Here is a 20,302-nt window from a genome sequence, read left to right as displayed (position 1 = left end):
CCGCTGCCCTCCGCTATGGCTCCGGGCGTTCGGCGTTCGAAAAGCCAAATCGTTGGCTTTTCGCCAGCCTGCGGCTGGACACGCCTCACCCCTGCGAGGGCCTGAACCTTGCCACCAGCGTGTGGCTCTCGGCCGCGTAGGTAAAGCGCACATGGGTGACCGGATGTTCGGCGCTCCATGTCCGTCGCTCTACCACCAGGCATGGCGCGCCGGCTTCGATGTCGAGTGCGGCCGCTATATGCCTGTCGGCGGCGACAGCGCGAATCCGGTGCTCGGCTTCGCTCCACGGCACGCGGCCGATCAGCCATGGCCCTGGCGCTATGGCCAGGAATTCCTCATCGGCTGCTTCAGGCACGGCGGTGAGGTTGATCAGCCGCTGCTCATGCGCGAACGGCCGCTCGCCGGCGAAATGCCCGCACTCCAGCGCCAGCACCGGTCCGGCCACGCCCAGCTCGAGCAGCGCGCGGTCCCCGGCGCTGCTGCGCCTTTTGTGTCGCATCACGCGCTCGTAGCGATAGGGCAGACCGAGCGCTTCGACCTCGATGCGGATATCGTGGATTTCCAGCACCGCCGCTTGCGACTGCGGCCGGCGCACAAAGCTGCCTGAGCGGCGGCGGCGTTCGATCAGCCCGGCCTTGGCAAGCTGTGACAGCGCCTTGTTCACCGTCATGCGCGAGCAATTGTATTGCACGCTCAATTCGTGCTCGAACGGGATGCGATGGCCGGGCGCCCAGGCCCCGGACGTGATCTTCTCGCTAATGTCGGTCAGGATGCGCTGGTGCAGCGAGCCGCCACCTTCCGCTACCACTGTGTCGGCCATGCTCATGCCGAAAGCGCCGTCATCACGCTGCGAAACCGCCCGGCGATGGCCTCTCGCTTCACATGCCTGCCGCCGCTGACCTGTTTGCGGCCATGCACCCAGACGCAGTCGACCTTGCCGCCATTGGCGAAGATCCAGGCGTCCAGGATCGCGTCGCCGCTCTTGCCGGCCAGCGAGGGACTTTTGGGATCGAGCGAGACGAGATCGGCGGATGCGCCGGCGGCGATCTGCGAGGCGCCGGCGCCAAGGGCGACGCCGCCACCGTCAAGCGCGGCGTCGAACAGTGCACGGCCGGTCGAGCCGCCGGCGACCGCCAGCACATTGCGGGCGCGGTGGGCGAGGCGCTGCGAATATTCGAGCTGGCGCAACTCGTCGGGCAGGCCGATGAGCACGTTGGAATCGGAGCCGACCCCGAAGCGGCCGCCATGTTCCCTGAACAGCGGCGCGGCAAATGTGCCGTCGCCGAGATTGGCCTCGGTGATCGGGCAGAGGCCGGCGATGGCGCCGCTTTTGGCCATGGCAACGGCTTCCGCATCGGTCATGTGCGTGGCGTGGATCAGGCACCAGCGCTTGTCGACCTTGGCATGCCCAAGCAGAAATTCGACCGGCCGCGCGCCCGACCAGGCAAGGCAATCCTCGACCTCTTTCATCTGCTCGGCAATGTGGATGTGGATAGGCCCATCCGGCGCTATGGCAGTCACCTCAATCAGTTCTTCCGGCGTCGCGGCGCGCAAACTGTGCGGAGCGACGCCGACGACAGTCTGATTCAGTGCACGAACCGATTCGCGGCATTTCTCAACAAGCCGCGAGAACCGATTCACATCGTTGATGAATCGCCGCTGGCCTTCGTTTGGCACGGCTCCGCCGAAAGACGAGTGCGCATAAAACACCGGCAGCAGCGTCAGGCCGATACCCGTTTCGCCGGCCGCGGCCGCAATGCGCTCGGCCATCTCGGCGAGGTTGGCGTAGGGTTTTCCATCGCGGTCGTGATGCAGGTAGTGAAATTCACCGACGCGCGAAAATCCGGCCTCCAGCATCTCGACATAAAGTTGTGCTGCAACCGCCTCGACCTGATTGGGCGTCATCGACAGGGCGAAGCGGTACATCACCTCTCGCCAGCTCCAGAAACTGTCGGCGGAGGGGCCGCGAAGCTCGGCAAGGCCGGCCATGCCGCGCTGGAAGGCGTGGCTGTGCAAATTGGGCATGCCGGGCAACAGGATCGCGTGGCGTTCGTCGTCGGCTGTCGCAGGGGCACCAGGCTGAACGGCTGTAATGCGTCCCTCGGCCAGGGTGATCCGCACATTATCGCGCCAGCCATTGGGAAGGAGCGCCTGTTCCGCAAAGATCGCTGCCACTTTTCTCTCCGGTTCTCTGTCTCTCATGCGACGATGGCACTTGCAGTGCGCTTCGATATGTATATACATAATCGTCATCGATTGAAACGGAAAAGATGATGGCTGGACAGAGCAAAAGCCGGGCAGGGGATCTTCGTCTGTGGCGCAATGCGCGGCTCGCGACCATGGCCGAAGGGTCTGCCGGACTTGGCATCGTCGAACACGGCGCGGTCGCTTCGCGTGACGGCCGCATTGTCTATGCCGGCCCCGAGTCGGAGCTGCCCCCAACACTTGCCCAGGGCGTCGAGACGATCGATTGCGAGGGCCGCTGGATCACACCCGGCCTGATCGACTGCCACACCCATCTGGTCCATGCCGGCAACCGCGCCAACGAATTCGAGATGCGGCTGGCCGGCGCCACTTATGAAGAGGTCGCCCGGGCCGGCGGCGGCATTGTCTCCTCGGTCAAGTCGCTGCGCGCCGCCAGTGAGAGCGAACTGGTCACTCAATCACTGCCACGCCTCGATGCGCTGATCGCCGAGGGCGTGACCACCGTCGAGATCAAGTCCGGCTATGGCCTCGACCTCGAAAACGAGAAGAAGTCGCTGCGTGCCGCCCGCCAACTAGGCGAGCAACGGCCGGTGACGATCCGCACGACCTTCCTCGGCGCTCACGCGCTGCCGCCGGAAGCCAAGGGCGACAAGGACGCTTTTGTCGATCTGGTCGCCAATGAGATTCTTCCTTCGGTTGCCGCCGAGGGGCTGGCCGATGCTGTCGACGGTTTCTGCGAGGGCATCGCCTTTTCGCCGGAACAGATGGCGCGCGTCTTCGATGCGGCCAAAGCGGCCGGCCTGCCGGTCAAGCTCCATGCCGACCAGCTGTCCAACCTGCATGGCGCCGAACTCGCCGCCCGCTATGGCGCGCTGTCGGCCGACCATCTCGAATACACCGATGAGGCGGGTGCAGCGGCGATGGCCAAGGCGGGGACCGTTGCGACGATCCTGCCAGGCGCCTACTATTTCATTCGCGAAACCAAGAAGCCGCCGATCGGCCTGTTTCGCCAGCACGGCGTCAGGATGGCTGTCGCCACCGACAACAATCCCGGCACCTCGCCGCTGACCTCACTGCTTTTGACCATGAACATGGCCGCGACCCTGTTCGGCCTGACCGTCGATGAATGCCTTGCCGGCGTCACCCGCGAGGCCGCCCGCGCGCTTGGTTTGCTGGGGGAAACCGGCACGCTCGAGGTCGGAAAATCCGCCGACCTGGCGATCTGGGACATCGAGCGCCCCGCCGAACTCGTCTACCGCATGGGCTTCAACCCGCTGCATGCCCGCATCTGGAGAGGACAATGACCGAACTGACCCTGAAGCCCGGCAATGCGACGCTGGCCGACTGGCGCGCCATCTATCGTGGCGCCGTGCCCAAGCTGGACAACGCCTGCCGGCCAAAGATCAAGGCGAGCGCCGAGGCCGTCGCCAGGATCGTCGCCAAGGGCGAACCGGTCTATGGCATCAACACCGGTTTCGGCAAACTGGCCAGCGTCCGCATCCCGGCCGAGGATCTCGAGACCTTGCAGCGCAACATCGTTCTGTCGCACGCCGCCGGCGTCGGCGAGCCGATGCCGGTTGCTGTCTGCAGGCTGATGATGGCGCTGAAGCTCGCCAGCCTGGCGCAGGGCGCGTCCGGCGTGAGGCCGCAAACCATCGAATTGCTGGAAGCAATGCTGGCCAACGACGTCATCCCGGTGGTGCCGGCGCAGGGTTCGGTCGGCGCCTCCGGGGACCTTGCCCCGCTGTCGCACATGACCGCGGTGATGATCGGCGTCGGCGAATGTTTTACCCCGCATGGCCGTTTCCCGGCCAAGGTCGCCTTCGTCTCACATGGACTGGAGCCGGTGACACTGGGCGCCAAGGAAGGCCTGGCGCTGCTCAACGGCACCCAGTTTTCGACCGCCTATGCGCTGGCCGCCTTGTTCGAGGCCGAAGTGCTCTATCAATCGGCGCTGGTCGCTGGTGCCCTATCGACCGACGCGGCAAAAGGTTCTGACGCCCCCTTCGATCCGCGCATCCATGTGCTGAGAAAGCATCCCGGCCAGATCGAGACGGCCGACGCCCTGCGCAATCTGATGGCCGGCAGCGCCATCCGTGAATCGCATCGGGTTGGCGACGAACGCGTGCAGGATCCCTATTGCCTGCGCTGCCAGCCGCAGGTCATGGGCGCCGCACTCACCGTGCTGCGCCAGGCGGCCGACACGCTGGGCACCGAAGCCAATGGCGTCACCGACAATCCGCTGATCTTCGCCGAGGATGACACCGCGCTTTCCGGCGGCAATTTTCACGCCGAACCGGTGGCCTTCGCCGCCGACATGATCGCGCTCGCGGTCTGCGAGATCGGCTCGCTGTCGGAACGCCGCATTGCCATGCTTGTCGATCCGGCACTTTCGGGCATGCCGGCCTTCCTGACGCCGAAGCCCGGTCTGAACTCCGGCTTCATGATCCCGCAGGTGACGGCGGCGGCTCTCGTCTCGGAAAACAAGCAGAAAGCCTATCCGGCCAGCGTCGATTCGATTCCCACATCGGCCAACCAGGAAGACCATGTTTCGATGGCCGCGCACGGTGCGCGCCGGCTGATCGGCATGGTCGAGAACGCCACCGCGGTGATCGGCATCGAATTGCTGGCTGCGGCGCAAGGCTGCGACTTCCATGCCCCGTTGGCGTCGAGCGATGCCCTTGAGGCAGTGCGCAAGCTGGTCCGGGCCGAAGTGCCACATCTCGACAATGACCGCCATTTCCACCCCGATATGGAAAAAGCCATCGCCATGGTGCGCAGCGGTGCGGCCATCGAGGCCGCCGGCGGCGTGGCTCTGCCGTCGATTTCCGGAGCGATGTGATGGCAAGCGCGCCCTGGCTGACGGTCACGCCCGGCACAGCCCCGTTGCTGGTGTCGCTACCGCACACCGGCATCGACCTGGCCGGCCTTGAGAATCGGCTGGTCTCGCCCTGGCTCGGCCGCCGCGATTGCGATTGGTGGATCGACAATCTCTATGACTTTGCCGCCGGCCTCGGGGCGACGGTGGTGCACACCGCGATCTCGCGCACCGTCATCGACGTCAACCGCGATCCCTCCGGCGCCTCGCTTTACCCCGGCCAGGCGACGACCGGCCTTTGCCCGACCGAGACTTTCGATGGCGATCCGCTCTATCGCGAGGGCGAAGAACCGGGGCCGTCGGAGATCGACGAGCGTCGCGAGAAATTCTTCGTGCCCTACCATGCCGCCCTGCAGTCCGAAATCGACCGGTTGCGCGGCCTGCACGAAAAGATCGTCCTCTATGACTGCCACTCGATCCGTTCAGTGCTGCCGCGCCTGTTTGAAGGCACGCTGCCGGTTTTCAACCTCGGCACCAATGACGGCAGGAGCGCCGATCCGACGCTGCAGGCGATGGTCGGCCAGATCATGGCCGAAACCGGTGAAACCTCTGTCATCAACGGCCGCTTCAAAGGCGGCTGGATTACACGCCATTTCGGCCAGCCGCAACAAGGCGTGCATGCGCTGCAGATGGAACTTTCCAATCGCGGCTATATGCGCGAGCCCGATGGCAAGGGTACGCCGGACAACTGGCCAGTGCCTTACGATGCCGAGTTTGCCGCACCGATCCGCGCCACGCTGCGGAAAATCCTCGAGACCGCGACATCCTGGGCGCGTGTCTGACATTAGGTCCTTTTATGGAGTGACGCCATGAACAATCCTCGCCACAACATCCGCGAAGTCCGCAGCCCGCGCGGCACCGAAATCAGCGCGCGCTCCTGGCTGACGGAAGCGCCGCTGCGCATGCTGATGAACAATCTCGATCCGGACGTTGCAGAAAATCCCAACGAGCTGGTCGTCTATGGCGGCATCGGCCGGGCGGCGCGCACCTGGAACGACTTTGACCGCATCGTCGCCTCATTGAGGACGCTGGCCGATGACGAGACTTTGCTGGTGCAGTCAGGCAAGCCGGTCGGCGTCTTCCGCACCCACCCGGACGCGCCGCGTGTGCTGATCGCAAACTCAAATCTGGTGCCGCACTGGGCGAATTGGGAAAAATTCAACGAGCTCGATAAGAAGGGCTTGATGATGTACGGCCAGATGACGGCCGGCTCGTGGATCTACATCGGCACGCAAGGCATCGTGCAGGGCACCTACGAGACCTTCGTCGAGGCCGGCCGCCAGCACTATGGCGGCAATCTCCGGGGAAAATGGATCCTGACCGGCGGTCTCGGCGGCATGGGTGGCGCCCAGCCGCTCGCCGCCGTCATGGCCGGCGCCTGCTGCCTGGCGATCGAATGCAATCCGGACTCGATCGATTTCCGCCTGCGCACCCGCTACGTCGACGAGCGCGCCGACACGCTCGACGAGGCGCTGGAAAAGATCGAACGCTGGACCAAGGCCGGCGAGGCGAAGTCGGTCGGCCTGCTCGGCAATACGGCCGACATCGTGCCGGAGATGTTCAGGCGTGGCATTCGCCCCAATATGGTCACCGACCAGACCTCGGCACATGATCCCATCAATGGCTACCTGCCGAAGGGTTGGACGATGGCCGAGTGGCGCGAGAAGCGCGTCAGCGACCCCAAGGAAGTCGAGAAGGCAGCCCGCGCCTCCATGCGCGAACATGTCGAGGCGATGGTGGCGTTCTGGAACGCCGGCGTGCCGACGCTCGACTATGGCAACAACATCCGCCAGGTGGCCAAGGAGGAGGGGTTCGACAACGCTTTCGCCTTCCCCGGTTTCGTGCCGGCCTATATCCGTCCGCTGTTCTGCCGCGGCATCGGCCCCTTTCGATGGGCGGCCCTGTCGGGCGATCCGGAGGATATCTACAAGACCGACGCCAAGGTGCGCGAACTGACGCCCGGCAACACCCATCTGCACAACTGGCTCGACATGGCGCGTGAGCGCATTGCCTTCCAGGGTCTGCCGGCGCGCATCTGCTGGGTTGGCCTCGGCGACCGGCATCGGCTCGGGCTCGCCTTCAACGAGATGGTGGCCAGGGGCGAGTTGAAGGCGCCTGTCGTCATCGGTCGCGATCACCTCGATTCCGGCTCGGTCGCTTCGCCGAACCGCGAAACGGAATCGATGAAAGACGGCTCGGACGCGGTGTCCGACTGGCCGCTGCTCAACGCATTGCTCAACACGGCGTCCGGCGCCACCTGGGTGTCGCTGCACCATGGCGGCGGCGTCGGCATGGGTTTCTCGCAGCACGCCGGCATGGTGATCGTCGCCGACGGCACGCGCGAAGCGGCCAGGCGCCTGGAGCGGGTGTTGTGGAACGACCCGGCGACCGGTGTCATGCGCCACGCCGATGCCGGCTACAAGATCGCCGTCGAATGCGCCAAGGAGCACCAGCTCAATTTGCCCGGCATTCTCGGCTGATTGGTTGAGCCGATGCGTGTTCTGCGGGCAGCCGAATACCGGTCGATGCCGTGGAAGAACGGCGGCGGCGTGACGACGGAAATCGCCGTCTCGCCCACTGGTGCCGGGCTCGACGATTTCGACTGGCGCGTCTCGATGGCGCGCGTCGAATTGAGCGGTCCTTTCTCGCAATTTGCCGGGATCGATCGCACCCTTGCCGTGCTCGAAGGCGAGGGCATCGTCCTCGAGATTGCCGGCCACCCGCCGACATCCATAAACAGGACGACTGCCCTGTTTTCTTTCCCTGCCGACGTGCGGACCTCGGCCGCGCTGATCGGCGGACCGATCACTGATCTCAATGTCATGACCCGCCGAAGCCGGATGACGCATTCGGTCGAACGCCTGGTGATTTCGGCCCCCGTGGAAATCCGGACTGAAGCCGGCACAACGCTGATCCTGTGCTTGAACGGCGACGTCAGCGTGCCCGCCGCTGAACCGGTTCGCCTCGGGCCGCTCGACACGCTGCGGTCCGGTCCGGTCAGCACCGGCCTGCTTGTCCAGCCCGCCCATGAGGCAACGCTGTTCGTGATCCGGATCTGCGCCGTCGCCGGCAACGATTAACGCTTGTTTCCAAACATGATCGCGGTACCGGCGAAATATAGCGTAAGCTGCTGGCGGCATCACGAAAAAGCCTGAATCCTCTCCGCCGATCTGGCTTGGTGGGAAGTAGGGTGCTTGTCTTTGAGTCTTGCTGAGAGATGACGCCCTGTCGCGGTGCGGAAACAAACTTTCGGCAAGTGGGGTTTATGCAACCAATTGCATTTGAACCGGTTTTAGGGCCATTGCCGTGGCGGTGACGCCGCTCAGTGCCCGCTTACGGAATTTTCAATGAATATTCAGACGAATCCTGCCCAAATCGAGAAGACAAGCGCAAGCTTCCCGGCCATTACCGAAGAGCCGATCCGTTCCAATTACCTGCCCGAAGCGCGCCTTCGGCTGCTTGGCGAAAGCCTGGCAAAAGGCGACCTCACGGACCTGTTCGGCCTGACGCCCTTTGATTTTCAGGCCCGTATCCGGGACAGCGCCAAGAAGATTTTGGAAGTTTACCGGTCGACCAATGCTGCGCAGGCGAGGGGCGAGACGATCACGCCGGCGGCACAATGGCTGCTCGACAACAATTACCTGGTCGAAGAGACCATTTTCCAGGTCAAGCGCGACCTGCCGCGCCGGTTCTATCGTCAGTTGCCGACGCTGAAACTGCCTGACAACGGCACTGTGCCGCGCGCGCTGGCGCTGGCCTGGACCTATGTGGCGCATTCGGACAGTTCCGTTTCGGCGACGATGTTCAAGTCCATCGTCCAGGGTTTCCAGTCGGTCGAGCCGCTGAAGATCGGCGAACTCTGGGCGCTGCCTTCGCTGTTGCGCTTCGTCCTGATCGAAAATCTCCGCCGGCTGGCCGTCAGGGTCAATCGCACCCGCCAGATGCGCCAGATCGCCAACGATGTGGCCGACAAGGTCCTGGCCACCGACGACAGCGCCGACCGGCAGTCGATCCTGTCCAACTTCAGCGCCCACGCGCAGGACACCACCTTCGCCACCCAGCTGCTCTATCGCTTGCGCGATGGATCGCAGAATGCCGGCAAGGCTCTGGAATGGCTGGAAGGCGAGCTCGAAAAGACCGGCTCCGATGCCGAGGAAATCATCATTTCCGAACATCACACGCTGTCCAGCGGCAATGTGACGACGGGCAACATCATCCGCGGCCTGCGCCTCATCAACGACGTCGACTGGACGGTGTGGTTCGAAGGCGTCAGCCGCATCGACACCGTGCTGCGCGAGCGCACCGATTTCGCCGCGCTCGACTTCTTCTCGCGCGATCAGTACCGGACCGCGATCGAGGAATTGGCGCGCCGCTCGAACCTTTCGGAATATCGCGTTGCCGAGATGGCCATCGAGTTGGCCGGCCACGCCGCCAGCGATGGTGACGGCGACGCCGTTTTAACCGGGTCCGCCCACACCGATGTCGGCTTCTTTCTCGTCGGCCCACGCCGGCTGGAGCTGGAGAAGGCGATCGGCTATCGGCCCACCATCAGCCAGACAGTCAAGCGTGCCTTCCGCAAGACCGGCTGGCTCGGCATCGTCGTGCCCGTGTTTGCGCTGACGGCGCTGCTTCTCGTTCTGTCCGGCAACGCGCTTGCCAATCTTGGCCTGTCGGTGCCCTCGATCGTCCTCATGCTGGCGCTTTTTGCCGTGCCGGCCAGCGAGGGCGCGCTCGCCTTCTTCAACACGGTCGTATCGCTGTTCCTGAAACCGACGCGCCTCGTCGGCTACGATTACCGGCACGGCGTGCCGCCCGAGGCGCGCACGTTGGTGGTGGTGCCGTCGCTGATCGGCTCGCGCGACGATGTCGAGGAAAACATCCGCAACATCGAGGTGCATCATCTCGCCAACACGGCCGATGAAATCCATTTCGCGCTGCTGTCGGACTGGCCAGACTCGAAGACCGAGATTGATGCGGCGGACACCGAAATCCTCGAATTCGCCCGTACCGAAATCGCTCGTCTCAACGCCCGCTATCCCTCCGAAGGCGCGCCCCGTTTCTACATCCTGCACCGGCGCCGGCTTTTCAACGCGGCGCAAGGGGCCTGGATGGGCTGGGAGCGCAAGCGCGGCAAGCTGCACGAGCTCGATCTTCTGCTGCGCGGCGACAGCGACACCACGTTCCTGCCGCTCGACGTGCCGCTGCCGGAGAACGTCGTCCATGTGATGACGCTCGATGCCGACACGCGCACCACCCGTGACGCGGTCGCCACCCTCGTGGGCAAGCTCTGCCACCCGCTCAACCGGCCGCATTTCGATGCCAGCAAGCGCGTCGTCACCGCCGGCTACGCGATCCTGCAGCCGCGCATCACCGCGTCGCTGACATCGGGCGACGATGCGTCGTTCTTCCAGCGGGTGTTTTCGGCCAATCGCGGCCTCGACCCTTATGTCTTTGCCGTGTCCGATCTCTATCAGGACGTCTTCGGCGACGGGTCCTTCACCGGCAAGGGCCTCTATCATGTCGACGCCTTCGAGGCCGCGCTGCAGGGCCGCATCGAGGAAAACACCATCCTCAGCCACGATCTGCTGGAAGGCGCGCTGGCGCGCGCGGCGCTGGTCACCGACGTCGAACTGGTCGAGGACTATCCGACCCGATACTCGGTCGACGCCTCGCGCCACCATCGCTGGGCGCGCGGCGACTGGCAGCTGCTCGGCTTCATGCTCGATCCGCGCTCCGGCGTGCCGGCGCTGTCGCGCTGGAAGATGATCGACAATCTGCGCCGCTCATTGACGCCGATCTTCTGGGTGATGGCGGCGATCGCCGGCTGGACGCTGCTGCCCTTCACGCAGGCCGCGCAATGGCAGGCCCTGCTGATCCTCAGCCTGTTCATGGCGCCGACATTCGACATCGTCAACGCCATCCTGCCCAAGAGCGGCGACCAGACGCCGCGCGGTCATTTCTCGGCCCTGGCACGCGACGTCGCCTTCGGCACCGCCATGGTGGCGCTGAAGATCGTGCTGATGGCGCACAACGCCTGGATGATGGGCGATGCCATCGTGCGCACGCTCTACCGGCTGTTTGTCAGCCGCCAGAACCTTTTGGAATGGCGCACCGCCTCGCAGGCGCACAAGGCGGGCGACAACGATGTCGGTTCCTATTACGGCATGATGTATGGCGCCGTGATCATCGGCTTCGTCGGCCTTGCCATTCCGGTGCTGGCCGATTCGACCGGCGCCTTCGTGGCCTTCTTCTTCGCCCTGTTCTGGATTGGCTCGCCGGCCATCGCCAGCTGGATCAGCCGTTCGGCTGAAACCGAGGATCGGCTGCGCATATCGCAGGCCGACATCCACACGCTGCGCACGGTGGCGCGGCGCACGTGGCACTATTTCGAAAGCTTCGTGACGGCAGAACACCACCATCTGCCGCCCGATAATTTCCAGGAAAGCCCGGCGCCGGTGGTGGCGCCACGCACTTCGCCGACCAATATCGGTGTCTACCTGCTGTCCGTCGTTTCCGCCCGCGATTTCGGCTGGATCAGCCTGTCCGACGCCATCACCCGCATCGACGCCACCATGGCGACGATCGAGGGCATGCCGCGTGAGCGCGGCCACCTCTTCAACTGGTACGACACGACGACACTGAAGCCGCTCTATCCGCTTTACATCTCGGCTGTCGACAGCGGCAATCTCGCTGGCCATCTGGTGGCGGTGGCGGCGGCCTGCGCCGAATGGGCCGAAGCGCCCTCCGTCCATCTCCAGGGCGATTTCGAAGGCATTCTCGACACGGTCACCATCCTCAGCGAAAGCCTCGATGATTTGCCCGACGACCGCCGTCAGTTGCGCCCGCTGCGCCAGCGTCTCGCGGACCGTCTCGACGGCATGCGGCGCGCTGTCGACACCATCAAGGCGCAGCCCGAAATGGCGTCGATCCGCACCATCAACCTGGCTGTGCTGGCCGGCGAGATCCGCAAATTGGCCACCGCCATCCATACCGAGGCCGTGTCGCCCCAGAGCGACGTCATCGTCGACTGGGCGGCAAGGCTGGAAGCCACCTGCGAAGCGCATGTCCATGACGCGCACAGCGACGACAATGCCGTCGAGGCGCTGCGTGCCAAGCTGCTCACCTTGCGCGAGCGCACGCGCCGCTACGCCTTCGAGATGGATTTCTCCTTCCTGATGCGGCCGGAGCGCAAGCTGTTGTCGATCGGTTACCGGGTCGAGGAGCACCAGCTCGACGAAAGCTGCTACGACCTTCTGGCTTCCGAAGCGCGGCTGACCAGCCTGTTCGCCATCGCCAAGGGCGACCTGCCGACCGAGCACTGGTTCCGGCTTGGCCGGCCGATCGTCGAAATCGGTTTCCAGGGCGCCCTGATGTCCTGGTCCGGCTCGATGTTCGAATACCTGATGCCGCCGCTGGTGATGAAGGAGCCGCAGGGCTCGATCCTCAACCAGACCAGCAAGCTGATCATCAAGCGCCAGATCCAGTACGGCCGCCAGAAGAACGTGCCGTGGGGCATTTCGGAGGCCGCCTACAATGCGCGCGACCGCGAACTGACCTACCAATACACCAATTTCGGCGTTCCAGGTCTCGGGCTGAAGCGCGGCCTTGGCCAGAACACGGTGATCGCGCCTTACGCCACCATACTGGCGGCCCAGTTCAATCCGCGTGAAGCCGTGCTGAATCTCGCCCGATTGCGGGAGATCGGGGCGCTCGGCCGCCACGGTTACTACGATGCCGTCGATTTCACGCCGCAGCGCGTGCCGGAAGGCACGGATCATGTCGTCGTCCAGAACTACATGGCCCACCATTCGGGCATGTCGATCGCGGCGGTTGCCGACGCCATCTTCGAAGGCCGCATGCGCGACCGCTTCCACAGCGACCCGGTCATCGAATCGGCCGAACTCTTGCTGCAGGAGAGGGCGCCGCGCGACATCCCGACCGCGACCGTCAGGACCGAGGCCGACGAACGCTCCAAGGACGAGACCGAAGTCGACAGCCCCGACACCCGCATCGTGCTCAATCCGCTGCAGTCGCTGCGGTCGACCAACGTCATGTCGAACGGCCGCTATTCGGTGATGGTCACCGCGACCGGCTCGGGCTACAGCCGCTGGGGCGATCTCTCCGTCACACGCTGGCAGCCGGATCCGACCGAGGACCGGCTCGGCTCCTACATCTTCCTGCGTGACGCAGGCTCAGGTGACTGGTGGTCGGCTACAGCCGAACCGAAGCGCGCCGCCGAGGAAAAGGCGCAGACCTTGTTCTCCGACGACAAGGCGAGCTTCGTCAAATCGGTGGGCACGTTGCGCTCCGAGGTCGAATGCATCGTCATCTCGGAAGGCAATGGCGAGGGCCGTCGGGTCACGCTCTACAATGACGGTCCGTCCGACCGTCACATCGAAGTGACCTCCTTTGCCGAACTGGTGCTCGGCCTGGAGGCGTCCGACAACGCGCATCCGGCCTTCTCGAAGATGTTCGTGGAAACCGAAATCTCTGCGAACAACGCGGCGATCTTCGCCACGCGGCGCAAGCGCGAGACCAGCGAGCCCGATATCGCCATGGTGCATTTCGTCACCGATCCGTCCGGGTCGGCGCGCGATGCCGAGGCCGAGACCGACAGGCGCGCCTTCATCGGCCGTGGCCGTACCATCGTCGATGCGGCCGCTTTCGACCCGGGCGCCAGGCTGGGCGGCCATTCAGGCTTTACGCTCGATCCCGTCGCGTCGCTGCGCCGCCAAGTGCGCGTGCCGGCCAACAAGAAGATATCGCTGACCTTCTGGACCGTCGTCGGCGCTGGCCGCACCGAGCTGGACGAAGCCATCGCCCGCCTCGACCATCCGGAGAGCTTTGCCCGCCAAGCCATGCTTGCCTGGACGCGCAGCCAGGTGCAGACCCGCCATATGGGCCTCAGCCTGACCGATGCCGCCAATGTGCAGAAGCTGGCGCGCTACCTGATCTATCCGGATCCGTTCCTGCGTCTTCCCGCCGAATCCATCGCCTCGGGGCTGGGCAAGCAGTCGAGCCTGTGGCCGACAAGCATTTCCGGCGATTTCCCGATCTTCCTGGTCAGGATCGGCGATGTCGCCGATCTCGAAATCGTTGCCCAGGCGCTGCGTTTCCAGGAATATATGCGCACCCGCGGCATGATGATCGACTTCGTCGTCGTCAACGAGCAGGCGTCCTCCTATGTCCAGGACCTGCAACGGGCGGTCGAGACGCTGTGCGAAAACAGCCGCCTGCGCGGCAAGGAGCTCGGACCGCGCCAGCACATTTTCGCGGTGCGCCGCGACCTCATGGACGAGACCACCTACAAGACGCTGCTCGCTGTCGCCCGGGTGGTCCTGCACACGCGCAATGGCACCATCTTCGACCAGATCGAGCGCGCCGAGGCGGCGGCTCTGCAGGCGCGGGACGCTCTGGCAGCATTGCCGATTCCGCGTGAATTGCCGTCGCCGACACCCACGACGCATGCTCCTGCCTCGCAGGCGGTGGCAAATGTCAGCGCCGATGGCAGCGGGCTCAGCCAGTGGAACGGCTTTGGCGGTTTCGACGGCGACGGGCGGCACTATGTCGTGCGCCTGGCCGGCCGGCGCACGACGCCGCAGCCGTGGATCAACGTCGTCTCCAACGCCTCGTTCGGCTTCCATACCTCGGCCGAGGGCGCCGCCTTCACCTGGAGCCGAAACAGCCGCGACTACCAGTTGACGCCGTGGTCGAATGATCCGGTCTCGAACCGGCCGGGCGAGGGCTTCTATATCTACGATCAGGCGAGCGGCAAGGCATTCTCGCCGCTCGCCGCCATGGTGCGCGATCCCTCGATGACCTACGAGGCCTGGCATGGCCAGGGTTTCTCGACCTTCCGCTCGAAGCGCGGACCATTGTCGATGGATCTCACCCATGTCGTCGATCCGGTCGATCCGCTGAAGATCTCACGGCTGCGCATCCAGAATTCCGGCTCGGTGCCGGCGCGGCTGCGTGTCTATGCCTATGCCGAATGGGTGCTCGGCGGGCACCGGTCGCGCACGGCGGCAACCATCGTCCCGTCGCGGGATGCCGCCAGCGGCGCGCTGCTGGCACAAAACCCCTACGGGCTGGATTTCGGCGAGCGCGTTGCTTTCCTCGCGGCCGACGGTGGCGTCCATTCGGTGACAACAGACCGATCGGAGTTCCTGGGCCGGCATGGTTCCAGCGAGCTACCCCAGGCGGTGCTGAGTGGTGCGGCGCTGTCTGGCCGTGTCGAGGCTGGTGACGATCCGTGCGCGGCGATTGCCCGCGATGTCGAGATTCCGGCTGGCGGCGACGTGACGCTGCTCTGGCTGCTCGGCGACGCCGAGTCCGCCGAGGAGGCTAGCGCGCTGGTGCAAGAGCACCGGGTCAAGGATTTCGACCAGCGGCTGGCCGACAATGAGCGCGAATGGCGCGGCTTTCTCGACACCATCCAGGTCGAGACGCCTGACAAGGCGCTCGACGCCATGGTCAATCACTGGCTGCCCTATCAGAGCCTGGCCTGCCGCATCCGTGCCCGCTCCGCCTTCTATCAGGCCAGCGGTGCCTTCGGCTTCCGCGACCAGTTGCAGGATACGCTGGCGCTGCTGGCGCATGACCCGCAACTGGCGCGCGACCAAATCCTCAACGCGGCGCGGCGGCAGTTCCCCGAAGGCGACGTGCAGCACTGGTGGCTGCCGCGCACGGGTGCTGGCGTGCGTACGTTGATCTCCGACGACGTGGTCTGGCTTGCCCACGCCACGGCGCGCTATTTGCTGGTCACCGGCGATGCCACCATCCTGAAGGAGCAATTGGCCTTCATCGATGGACAGCCGCTGGGCGAGGGCGAGCACGATGCCTTCTTCACCCCGGAAATCTCGAAGAAGACAGCGTCGCTCTACGACCATTGCGCGCGTGCGCTCGATCTCGCCATCAAGCGCAGCAGCCCCGCGGGCCTGCCGCTGATCCTCGGCGGCGACTGGAACGACGGCATGAACCGCGTCGGCGAGCACGGCAAGGGCGAGAGCGTCTGGCTCGGCTGGTTCCTGCTGAAGACGCTGGGCGACTTCGCCCCCGTCGCCAAGGCCGAGGGCGACGCCAAGCGAGCACAGGCCTGGGCAAAGCATGCCGATGTTCTGAAGCGGGCGCTTGAGAGCACCGCATGGGACGGCGAATGGTACCGGCGCGGCAGTTTCGACGACGGCACCCCTTTGGGGTCTCGCAACTCGCAGGAGTGTAAGATCGACTCGATCGCCCAGTCCTGGAGCGTGCTTTCGGGAGAGGGCGATCCGGCACGGTCGACGACCGCGATGGAGCAAGCAACGAAGCTGCTCGTCGACGACAAGCTGAAGATCGTCAAGCTGTTCACGCCGCCCTTCTCAAAGACGGAAAAGGATCCGGGTTACATCAAGAGCTATCCGCCCGGCGTACGCGAGAATGGCGGCCAGTACACCCACGCCGCCACATGGTTCGTCATCGCGCTTGCCGAGATGGGACAGGTCGACGAGGCCTATCGCTGTTTCTCGATGCTGAACCCCGTCAACCATGCGACCGACGAGGCCACGGCCGAGCACTATCGTGTCGAGCCCTATGTCGTGGCGGCCGATATCTATGCCGGCGACGACAATGCCGGCAACGGCAAGGGCGGCCGTGGGGGCTGGACCTGGTACACCGGCTCTGCCGGCTGGCTCTACAGGGCTGCGGTCGAGGGCATTCTGGGCATCGAACGGCGCGGCAAACGTGTCCAGTTCAAGCCGAAGCTGCCGAGCCACTGGAATGGGTACTCGGCAAATCTCAAAATGCTGGGAGCGGAACTCAGGGTTCGCGTCATCCGCGACAATAAGGCCAAGGCCGTGTCGCTGGAGGTGAATGGGGCAAAGACCAAGGTTTCGGCAGTCGAACTGAAGGACGGCGAAGTTGCCGAGGTGGTCATCCGGATCCCGGCTTAATGCAATGTTGCTCAAAAACTATGCGCTCGAGCCTGGGATCCGGGGCGCGACTTTTGCCGCCACGGCGGGATGAGAGGCCGTCCCGCCTGGCGTTGCCGCCTGCCGATTGAAGGACATGCCACCGAGGAGTGCATGAAATCAAAGGCTTGAGGCGTCCGACAGGGGCGCCACGAGCAGTGAGAGTTTGGCCTCCCTTCACCTGGAAGGGCGCCCTGCAGCTTTGTTTCGCTCTATACTTCGCAAAAGGCGATTGCGGCCTTAGTCATCCGCCCGACATTGTTGCTGATTAAAATTATGGCAGCACCTGCCAACTGCCATGATTTCGCCGCATGCCTGACATTTTACCTGTCTTCTCAAACCGTTAGGTGATCACGGCAGATTTCGGAACGTCGCCATCTTTTGTTCGCTCTAAGGGAACTGAAGGGGTACACGGCCATTGTTTTGCGACGTATCAACCGGTACGAATAAAATGATGCAGTGCACAATAAACAGCGTGGCGGAGTAACTGGGGTGACCCTTCTGCAAATCTACTGGCGAGCTCTCGGTTATCTGGCCGCGGACAGGAAACGCGTTGCGTTGATCTGTTCGGCCAACGTGGCTCTCGCCATCGTAGCGCTTCTCGAGCCGATTATGTTCGGTCGCGTCATCGGCGCCATCTCCGAGCGTGGCTCTGTCTTCACCACGCTGGTCATGTGGGCCGGTCTCGGCGCCTTCAACATCGTTGCTTTCGTCATGGTGGCGCGCGGCGCTGACCGCTTCGCCCATGCTCGGCGCAGCGAAGTGCTGTGCCAGTCCTTCGAGCGTGTGATCACCATGCCGCTCGCCTGGCACCATCAGCACGGCACCTCCAATGCGCTGCACACGATGCTGCGCGCCGTCGAAACCCTGTTCAGCCTTTGGCTCGAATTCATGCGCCAGCATCTGTCCACGGCTGTCGCCCTCGTGCTGCTGGTTCCGACCGCGATCAGCATGGACCTGCGCATGTCGCTGGTGCTGCTTGGCCTCGGGCTGCTTTATGTCGGCATCGGCCGGATGGTCATGCGCCGCACCAAGGCGGGCCAGGCTGCGGTCGAGCGTCACTACCACAAGGTGTTCGCGCATGTGACCGACTCGGTCAGCAACGTTGCGGTGCTGCAGAGCTACAATCGCCTCGGCCACGAGGCCGATACGCTGCGCCGCTACGTCAAGAACCTGCTCGACGCGCAGAACCCCGTGCTCGACTGGTGGGCGCTGGCCAATGCCTTGCACCGTCTGTCATCGGCAATCTCGATGCTGATCGTGTTGTCGATCGGCTCCTATCTCGTCACTCATGGTCAGTTGGGTGTCGGCGACGTCATTGCCTTCACCGGTTTTGCCACGATGCTGATCGCTCGCCTCGACCAGATGTCGGCTTTCGCGAACCAGATTTCGGAGGCCCGTGCCAAACTTGAGGATTTCTACCACCTCGAGGACTCCGCGGCTGATGCCGCCGAGCCGGACGGCTTGCGCGATCTTGCCAACGTCACCGGCCATGTCCGCTTCGAGAATGTCGGCTTTGAGTTCGCCAATTCCGGCCAAGGCATCGACGACGTGTCCTTCGAGGTGCAGGCGGGCCAGACCGTCGCCATCGTAGGCCCGACGGGCGCCGGCAAGACCACGCTCATCAACCTGCTGCAGCGTGTCTTCTCGCCGTCCCATGGCCGTATCCTGATCGACGGCATCGACACCCGCACGGTGACCCGCAAGTCGGTGCGCCATTCGATCGCCACCGTATTCCAGGATGCCGGCCTGCTCAACCGCTCGATCGAGGACAACATCCGTGTTGGCCGCGCCGATGCAAGCAATGACGAGATCCATGCCGCCGCCAATGCGGCTGCCGCACAGGACTTCATCCTGTCCAAGAGCAATGGCTACGACACGGTGGTTGGCGAACGTGGCGGCCAGCTGTCGGGCGGCGAGCGTCAGCGCATCGCCATTGCCCGCGCCGTGCTGAAGGACGCACCGATCCTGGTGCTCGACGAGGCGACCAGCGCGCTCGACGTCGAGACCGAGGACCGCGTCAAGGAAGCGATCGACGAGTTGCGCCGCGACCGCACGACCTTCATCATCGCCCACCGCCTGACCACCGTTCGCGACGCCGATCTGGTCGTGTTCATGGACAAGGGCAGGGTGGTCGAGATGGGCGGCTTCACCGAGCTGTCGCTGCGCAATGGCCGCTTTGCCAGCCTGCTGCGCGCCGGCGGCCTGCTCAACGACGAGGAGGTTCGCCGCCTCAGCCGCACCGTGCTGCAACAGCAGGAAGCAGCCGCCTGAGCTTCTTTCTCCGACCTCCCCTTGTCGGACCATAGGTCCAGGTGAGAGTACAGGCACGGCCGCCCCAATTGCGTCTGCGACACCACCGCTCGATTGCCCCGAACGCCGTGGCGGTTTATGTAGAACCGCATGAGCGACACGACTTCACGCCTGACCGGCTGGATGGATCTCGCCAACCCGACGCGCTTCGTCGGGCTGGCGGACAAGGTCGTGCCATGGCTGGCCACGATCGCCACACTCATCCTCGCCGTCGGGCTCTATATGAGCTTCGCCGCGCCTGAGGATTTCCAGCAGGGCATAACCGTCCGCATCATGTACATCCACGTGCCTTTCGCCTGGCTGGCCATGATGTGCTACACGCTGATGGCGGTCTCGGCGCTGGGCACGCTTGTCTGGCGGCACCCGCTGGCAGATGTCGCGCTGAAATCCGCAGCCCCCATCGGCGCCGTCTTCACCGCGCTGGCGCTGATCACCGGTTCGATCTGGGGCAAGCCGATGTGGGGCACCTGGTGGGTCTGGGATGCCCGGCTGACCTCGGTCTTCGTGCTGTTCCTGATGTATCTCGGCATCATCGCGCTGACCCGCGCGCTCGACGATGCCAGCCGCGCCGCCTGGGCCGCCGCCATCATCACGCTGGTCGGCTTCATCAACATCCCGATCATCAAGTTCTCGGTCGACTGGTGGAACACGCTGCATCAGCCGGCCTCGGTGTTCCGCATGGGCGGTTCGACCATCGACTCCAGCCTGCTATGGCCGCTTCTGGTGATGGCGCTCGGCTTTACCGTGCTGTTCTTCGCGCTGCACCTGATGGCGATGCGCACCGAAATCCGCCGCCGCCGGGTGATTGCCATGCGCAGGGTTGCGGCACGGCAGGCCGAGCGGTCCGCCAACTGACGCGCGTCGACTGTAATTTTCGCTTTCGCCAACGTCTATCTCTGAGCAGTGAGTGGGGCGCTGAAGCTGCTGATCTCCCCACTTGAGGGGGAGATGGCCGGCA

General features: G+C 64.4%; 10 protein-coding genes. 8 read left to right on the top strand and 2 right to left on the bottom strand.

The annotated features are described in order from the left end of the window. Positions 1–85: 85 nt before the first annotated feature. Together hutC and NKI21_RS12270 are read right to left on the bottom strand one after the other, a co-directional pair. Entirely contained in the window at positions 86–826 is a 741-nt protein-coding gene (gene hutC / locus NKI21_RS12275; RefSeq protein WP_352865752.1) for a histidine utilization transcriptional repressor HutC, read from the bottom strand. Next, complete coding sequence (locus NKI21_RS12270) at positions 823–2,175, bottom strand: formimidoylglutamate deiminase (RefSeq protein ID WP_352865748.1); 1,353 nt, start codon at positions 2,173–2,175, stop codon at positions 823–825. Before NKI21_RS12270 ends, hutC begins: the two co-directional genes overlap by 4 nt. Before the next feature lie 98 nt (positions 2,176–2,273). Here NKI21_RS12270 and hutI point away from each other — a divergent pair, with 98 nt between their 5' ends. The 8 genes from hutI (at position 2,274) to NKI21_RS12230 (ending at position 20,199) form a co-directional block, all read left to right on the top strand. Continuing rightward, the gene (hutI, locus tag NKI21_RS12265; RefSeq protein ID WP_352865745.1) at positions 2,274–3,509 is read left to right on the top strand and encodes an imidazolonepropionase; all 1,236 of its coding nucleotides are present in this window, start codon (positions 2,274–2,276) and stop codon (positions 3,507–3,509) included. Beyond that, complete coding sequence (hutH, locus tag NKI21_RS12260; protein WP_023810174.1) at positions 3,506–5,047, top strand: histidine ammonia-lyase; 1,542 nt, start codon at positions 3,506–3,508, stop codon at positions 5,045–5,047. The genes hutI and hutH overlap by 4 nt, the downstream gene beginning before the upstream one ends. After that, positions 5,047–5,865: an N-formylglutamate deformylase gene (hutG, locus tag NKI21_RS12255; RefSeq protein WP_352721273.1), complete on the top strand. Its 819-nt coding sequence runs from the start codon at positions 5,047–5,049 to the stop codon at positions 5,863–5,865. Before hutH ends, hutG begins: the two co-directional genes overlap by 1 nt. A 27-nt stretch (positions 5,866–5,892) precedes the next feature. Then, positions 5,893–7,563, top strand: a complete 1,671-nt coding sequence (hutU, locus tag NKI21_RS12250; RefSeq protein WP_352865741.1) for a urocanate hydratase — start codon at positions 5,893–5,895, stop codon at positions 7,561–7,563. 12 nt (positions 7,564–7,575) lie between these two features. Then, positions 7,576–8,163 (top strand): HutD/Ves family protein, encoded by a 588-nt coding sequence (locus NKI21_RS12245; RefSeq protein ID WP_352678533.1) that lies wholly within the window; start codon positions 7,576–7,578, stop codon positions 8,161–8,163. A 267-nt stretch (positions 8,164–8,430) separates the two neighbouring features. Continuing rightward, entirely contained in the window at positions 8,431–17,013 is an 8,583-nt protein-coding gene (locus NKI21_RS12240) for a glycoside hydrolase family 94 protein (RefSeq protein WP_352865738.1), read from the top strand. A gap of 510 nt (positions 17,014–17,523) precedes the next feature. Further along, positions 17,524–19,305, top strand: a complete 1,782-nt coding sequence (locus tag NKI21_RS12235; protein ID WP_127288908.1) for a glucan ABC transporter ATP-binding protein/ permease — start codon at positions 17,524–17,526, stop codon at positions 19,303–19,305. Between the two features lie 129 nt (positions 19,306–19,434). Further along, positions 19,435–20,199 (top strand): heme ABC transporter permease, encoded by a 765-nt coding sequence (locus NKI21_RS12230; RefSeq protein ID WP_128305095.1) that lies wholly within the window; start codon positions 19,435–19,437, stop codon positions 20,197–20,199. Positions 20,200–20,302: the final 103 nt, after the last annotated feature.

Source organism: Mesorhizobium sp. M0715, from assembly GCF_040320355.1.
Lineage (GTDB): Bacteria > Pseudomonadota > Alphaproteobacteria > Rhizobiales > Rhizobiaceae > Mesorhizobium.
Note: the sequence above shows the minus strand (reverse complement) of the source record. Positions and strands in the feature narration are given on the sequence as shown.

Excerpts from the sequence above, each read along its gene's own strand:
- hutU (WP_352865741.1), top strand. The coding sequence starts at position 5,893 with ATGAACAATCCTCGCCACAACATCCGCGAAGTCCGCAGCCCGCGCGGC.
- hutI (WP_352865745.1), top strand. The coding sequence starts at position 2,274 with ATGGCTGGACAGAGCAAAAGCCGGGCAGGGGATCTTCGTCTGTGGCGC.
- hutC (WP_352865752.1), bottom strand. The coding sequence starts at position 826 with ATGAGCATGGCCGACACAGTGGTAGCGGAAGGTGGCGGCTCGCTGCAC.
- NKI21_RS12245 (WP_352678533.1), top strand. The coding sequence starts at position 7,576 with ATGCGTGTTCTGCGGGCAGCCGAATACCGGTCGATGCCGTGGAAGAAC.
- NKI21_RS12230 (WP_128305095.1), top strand. The coding sequence starts at position 19,435 with ATGAGCGACACGACTTCACGCCTGACCGGCTGGATGGATCTCGCCAAC.
- hutH (WP_023810174.1), top strand. The coding sequence starts at position 3,506 with ATGACCGAACTGACCCTGAAGCCCGGCAATGCGACGCTGGCCGACTGG.
- NKI21_RS12240 (WP_352865738.1), top strand. The coding sequence starts at position 8,431 with ATGAATATTCAGACGAATCCTGCCCAAATCGAGAAGACAAGCGCAAGC.
- hutG (WP_352721273.1), top strand. The coding sequence starts at position 5,047 with ATGGCAAGCGCGCCCTGGCTGACGGTCACGCCCGGCACAGCCCCGTTG.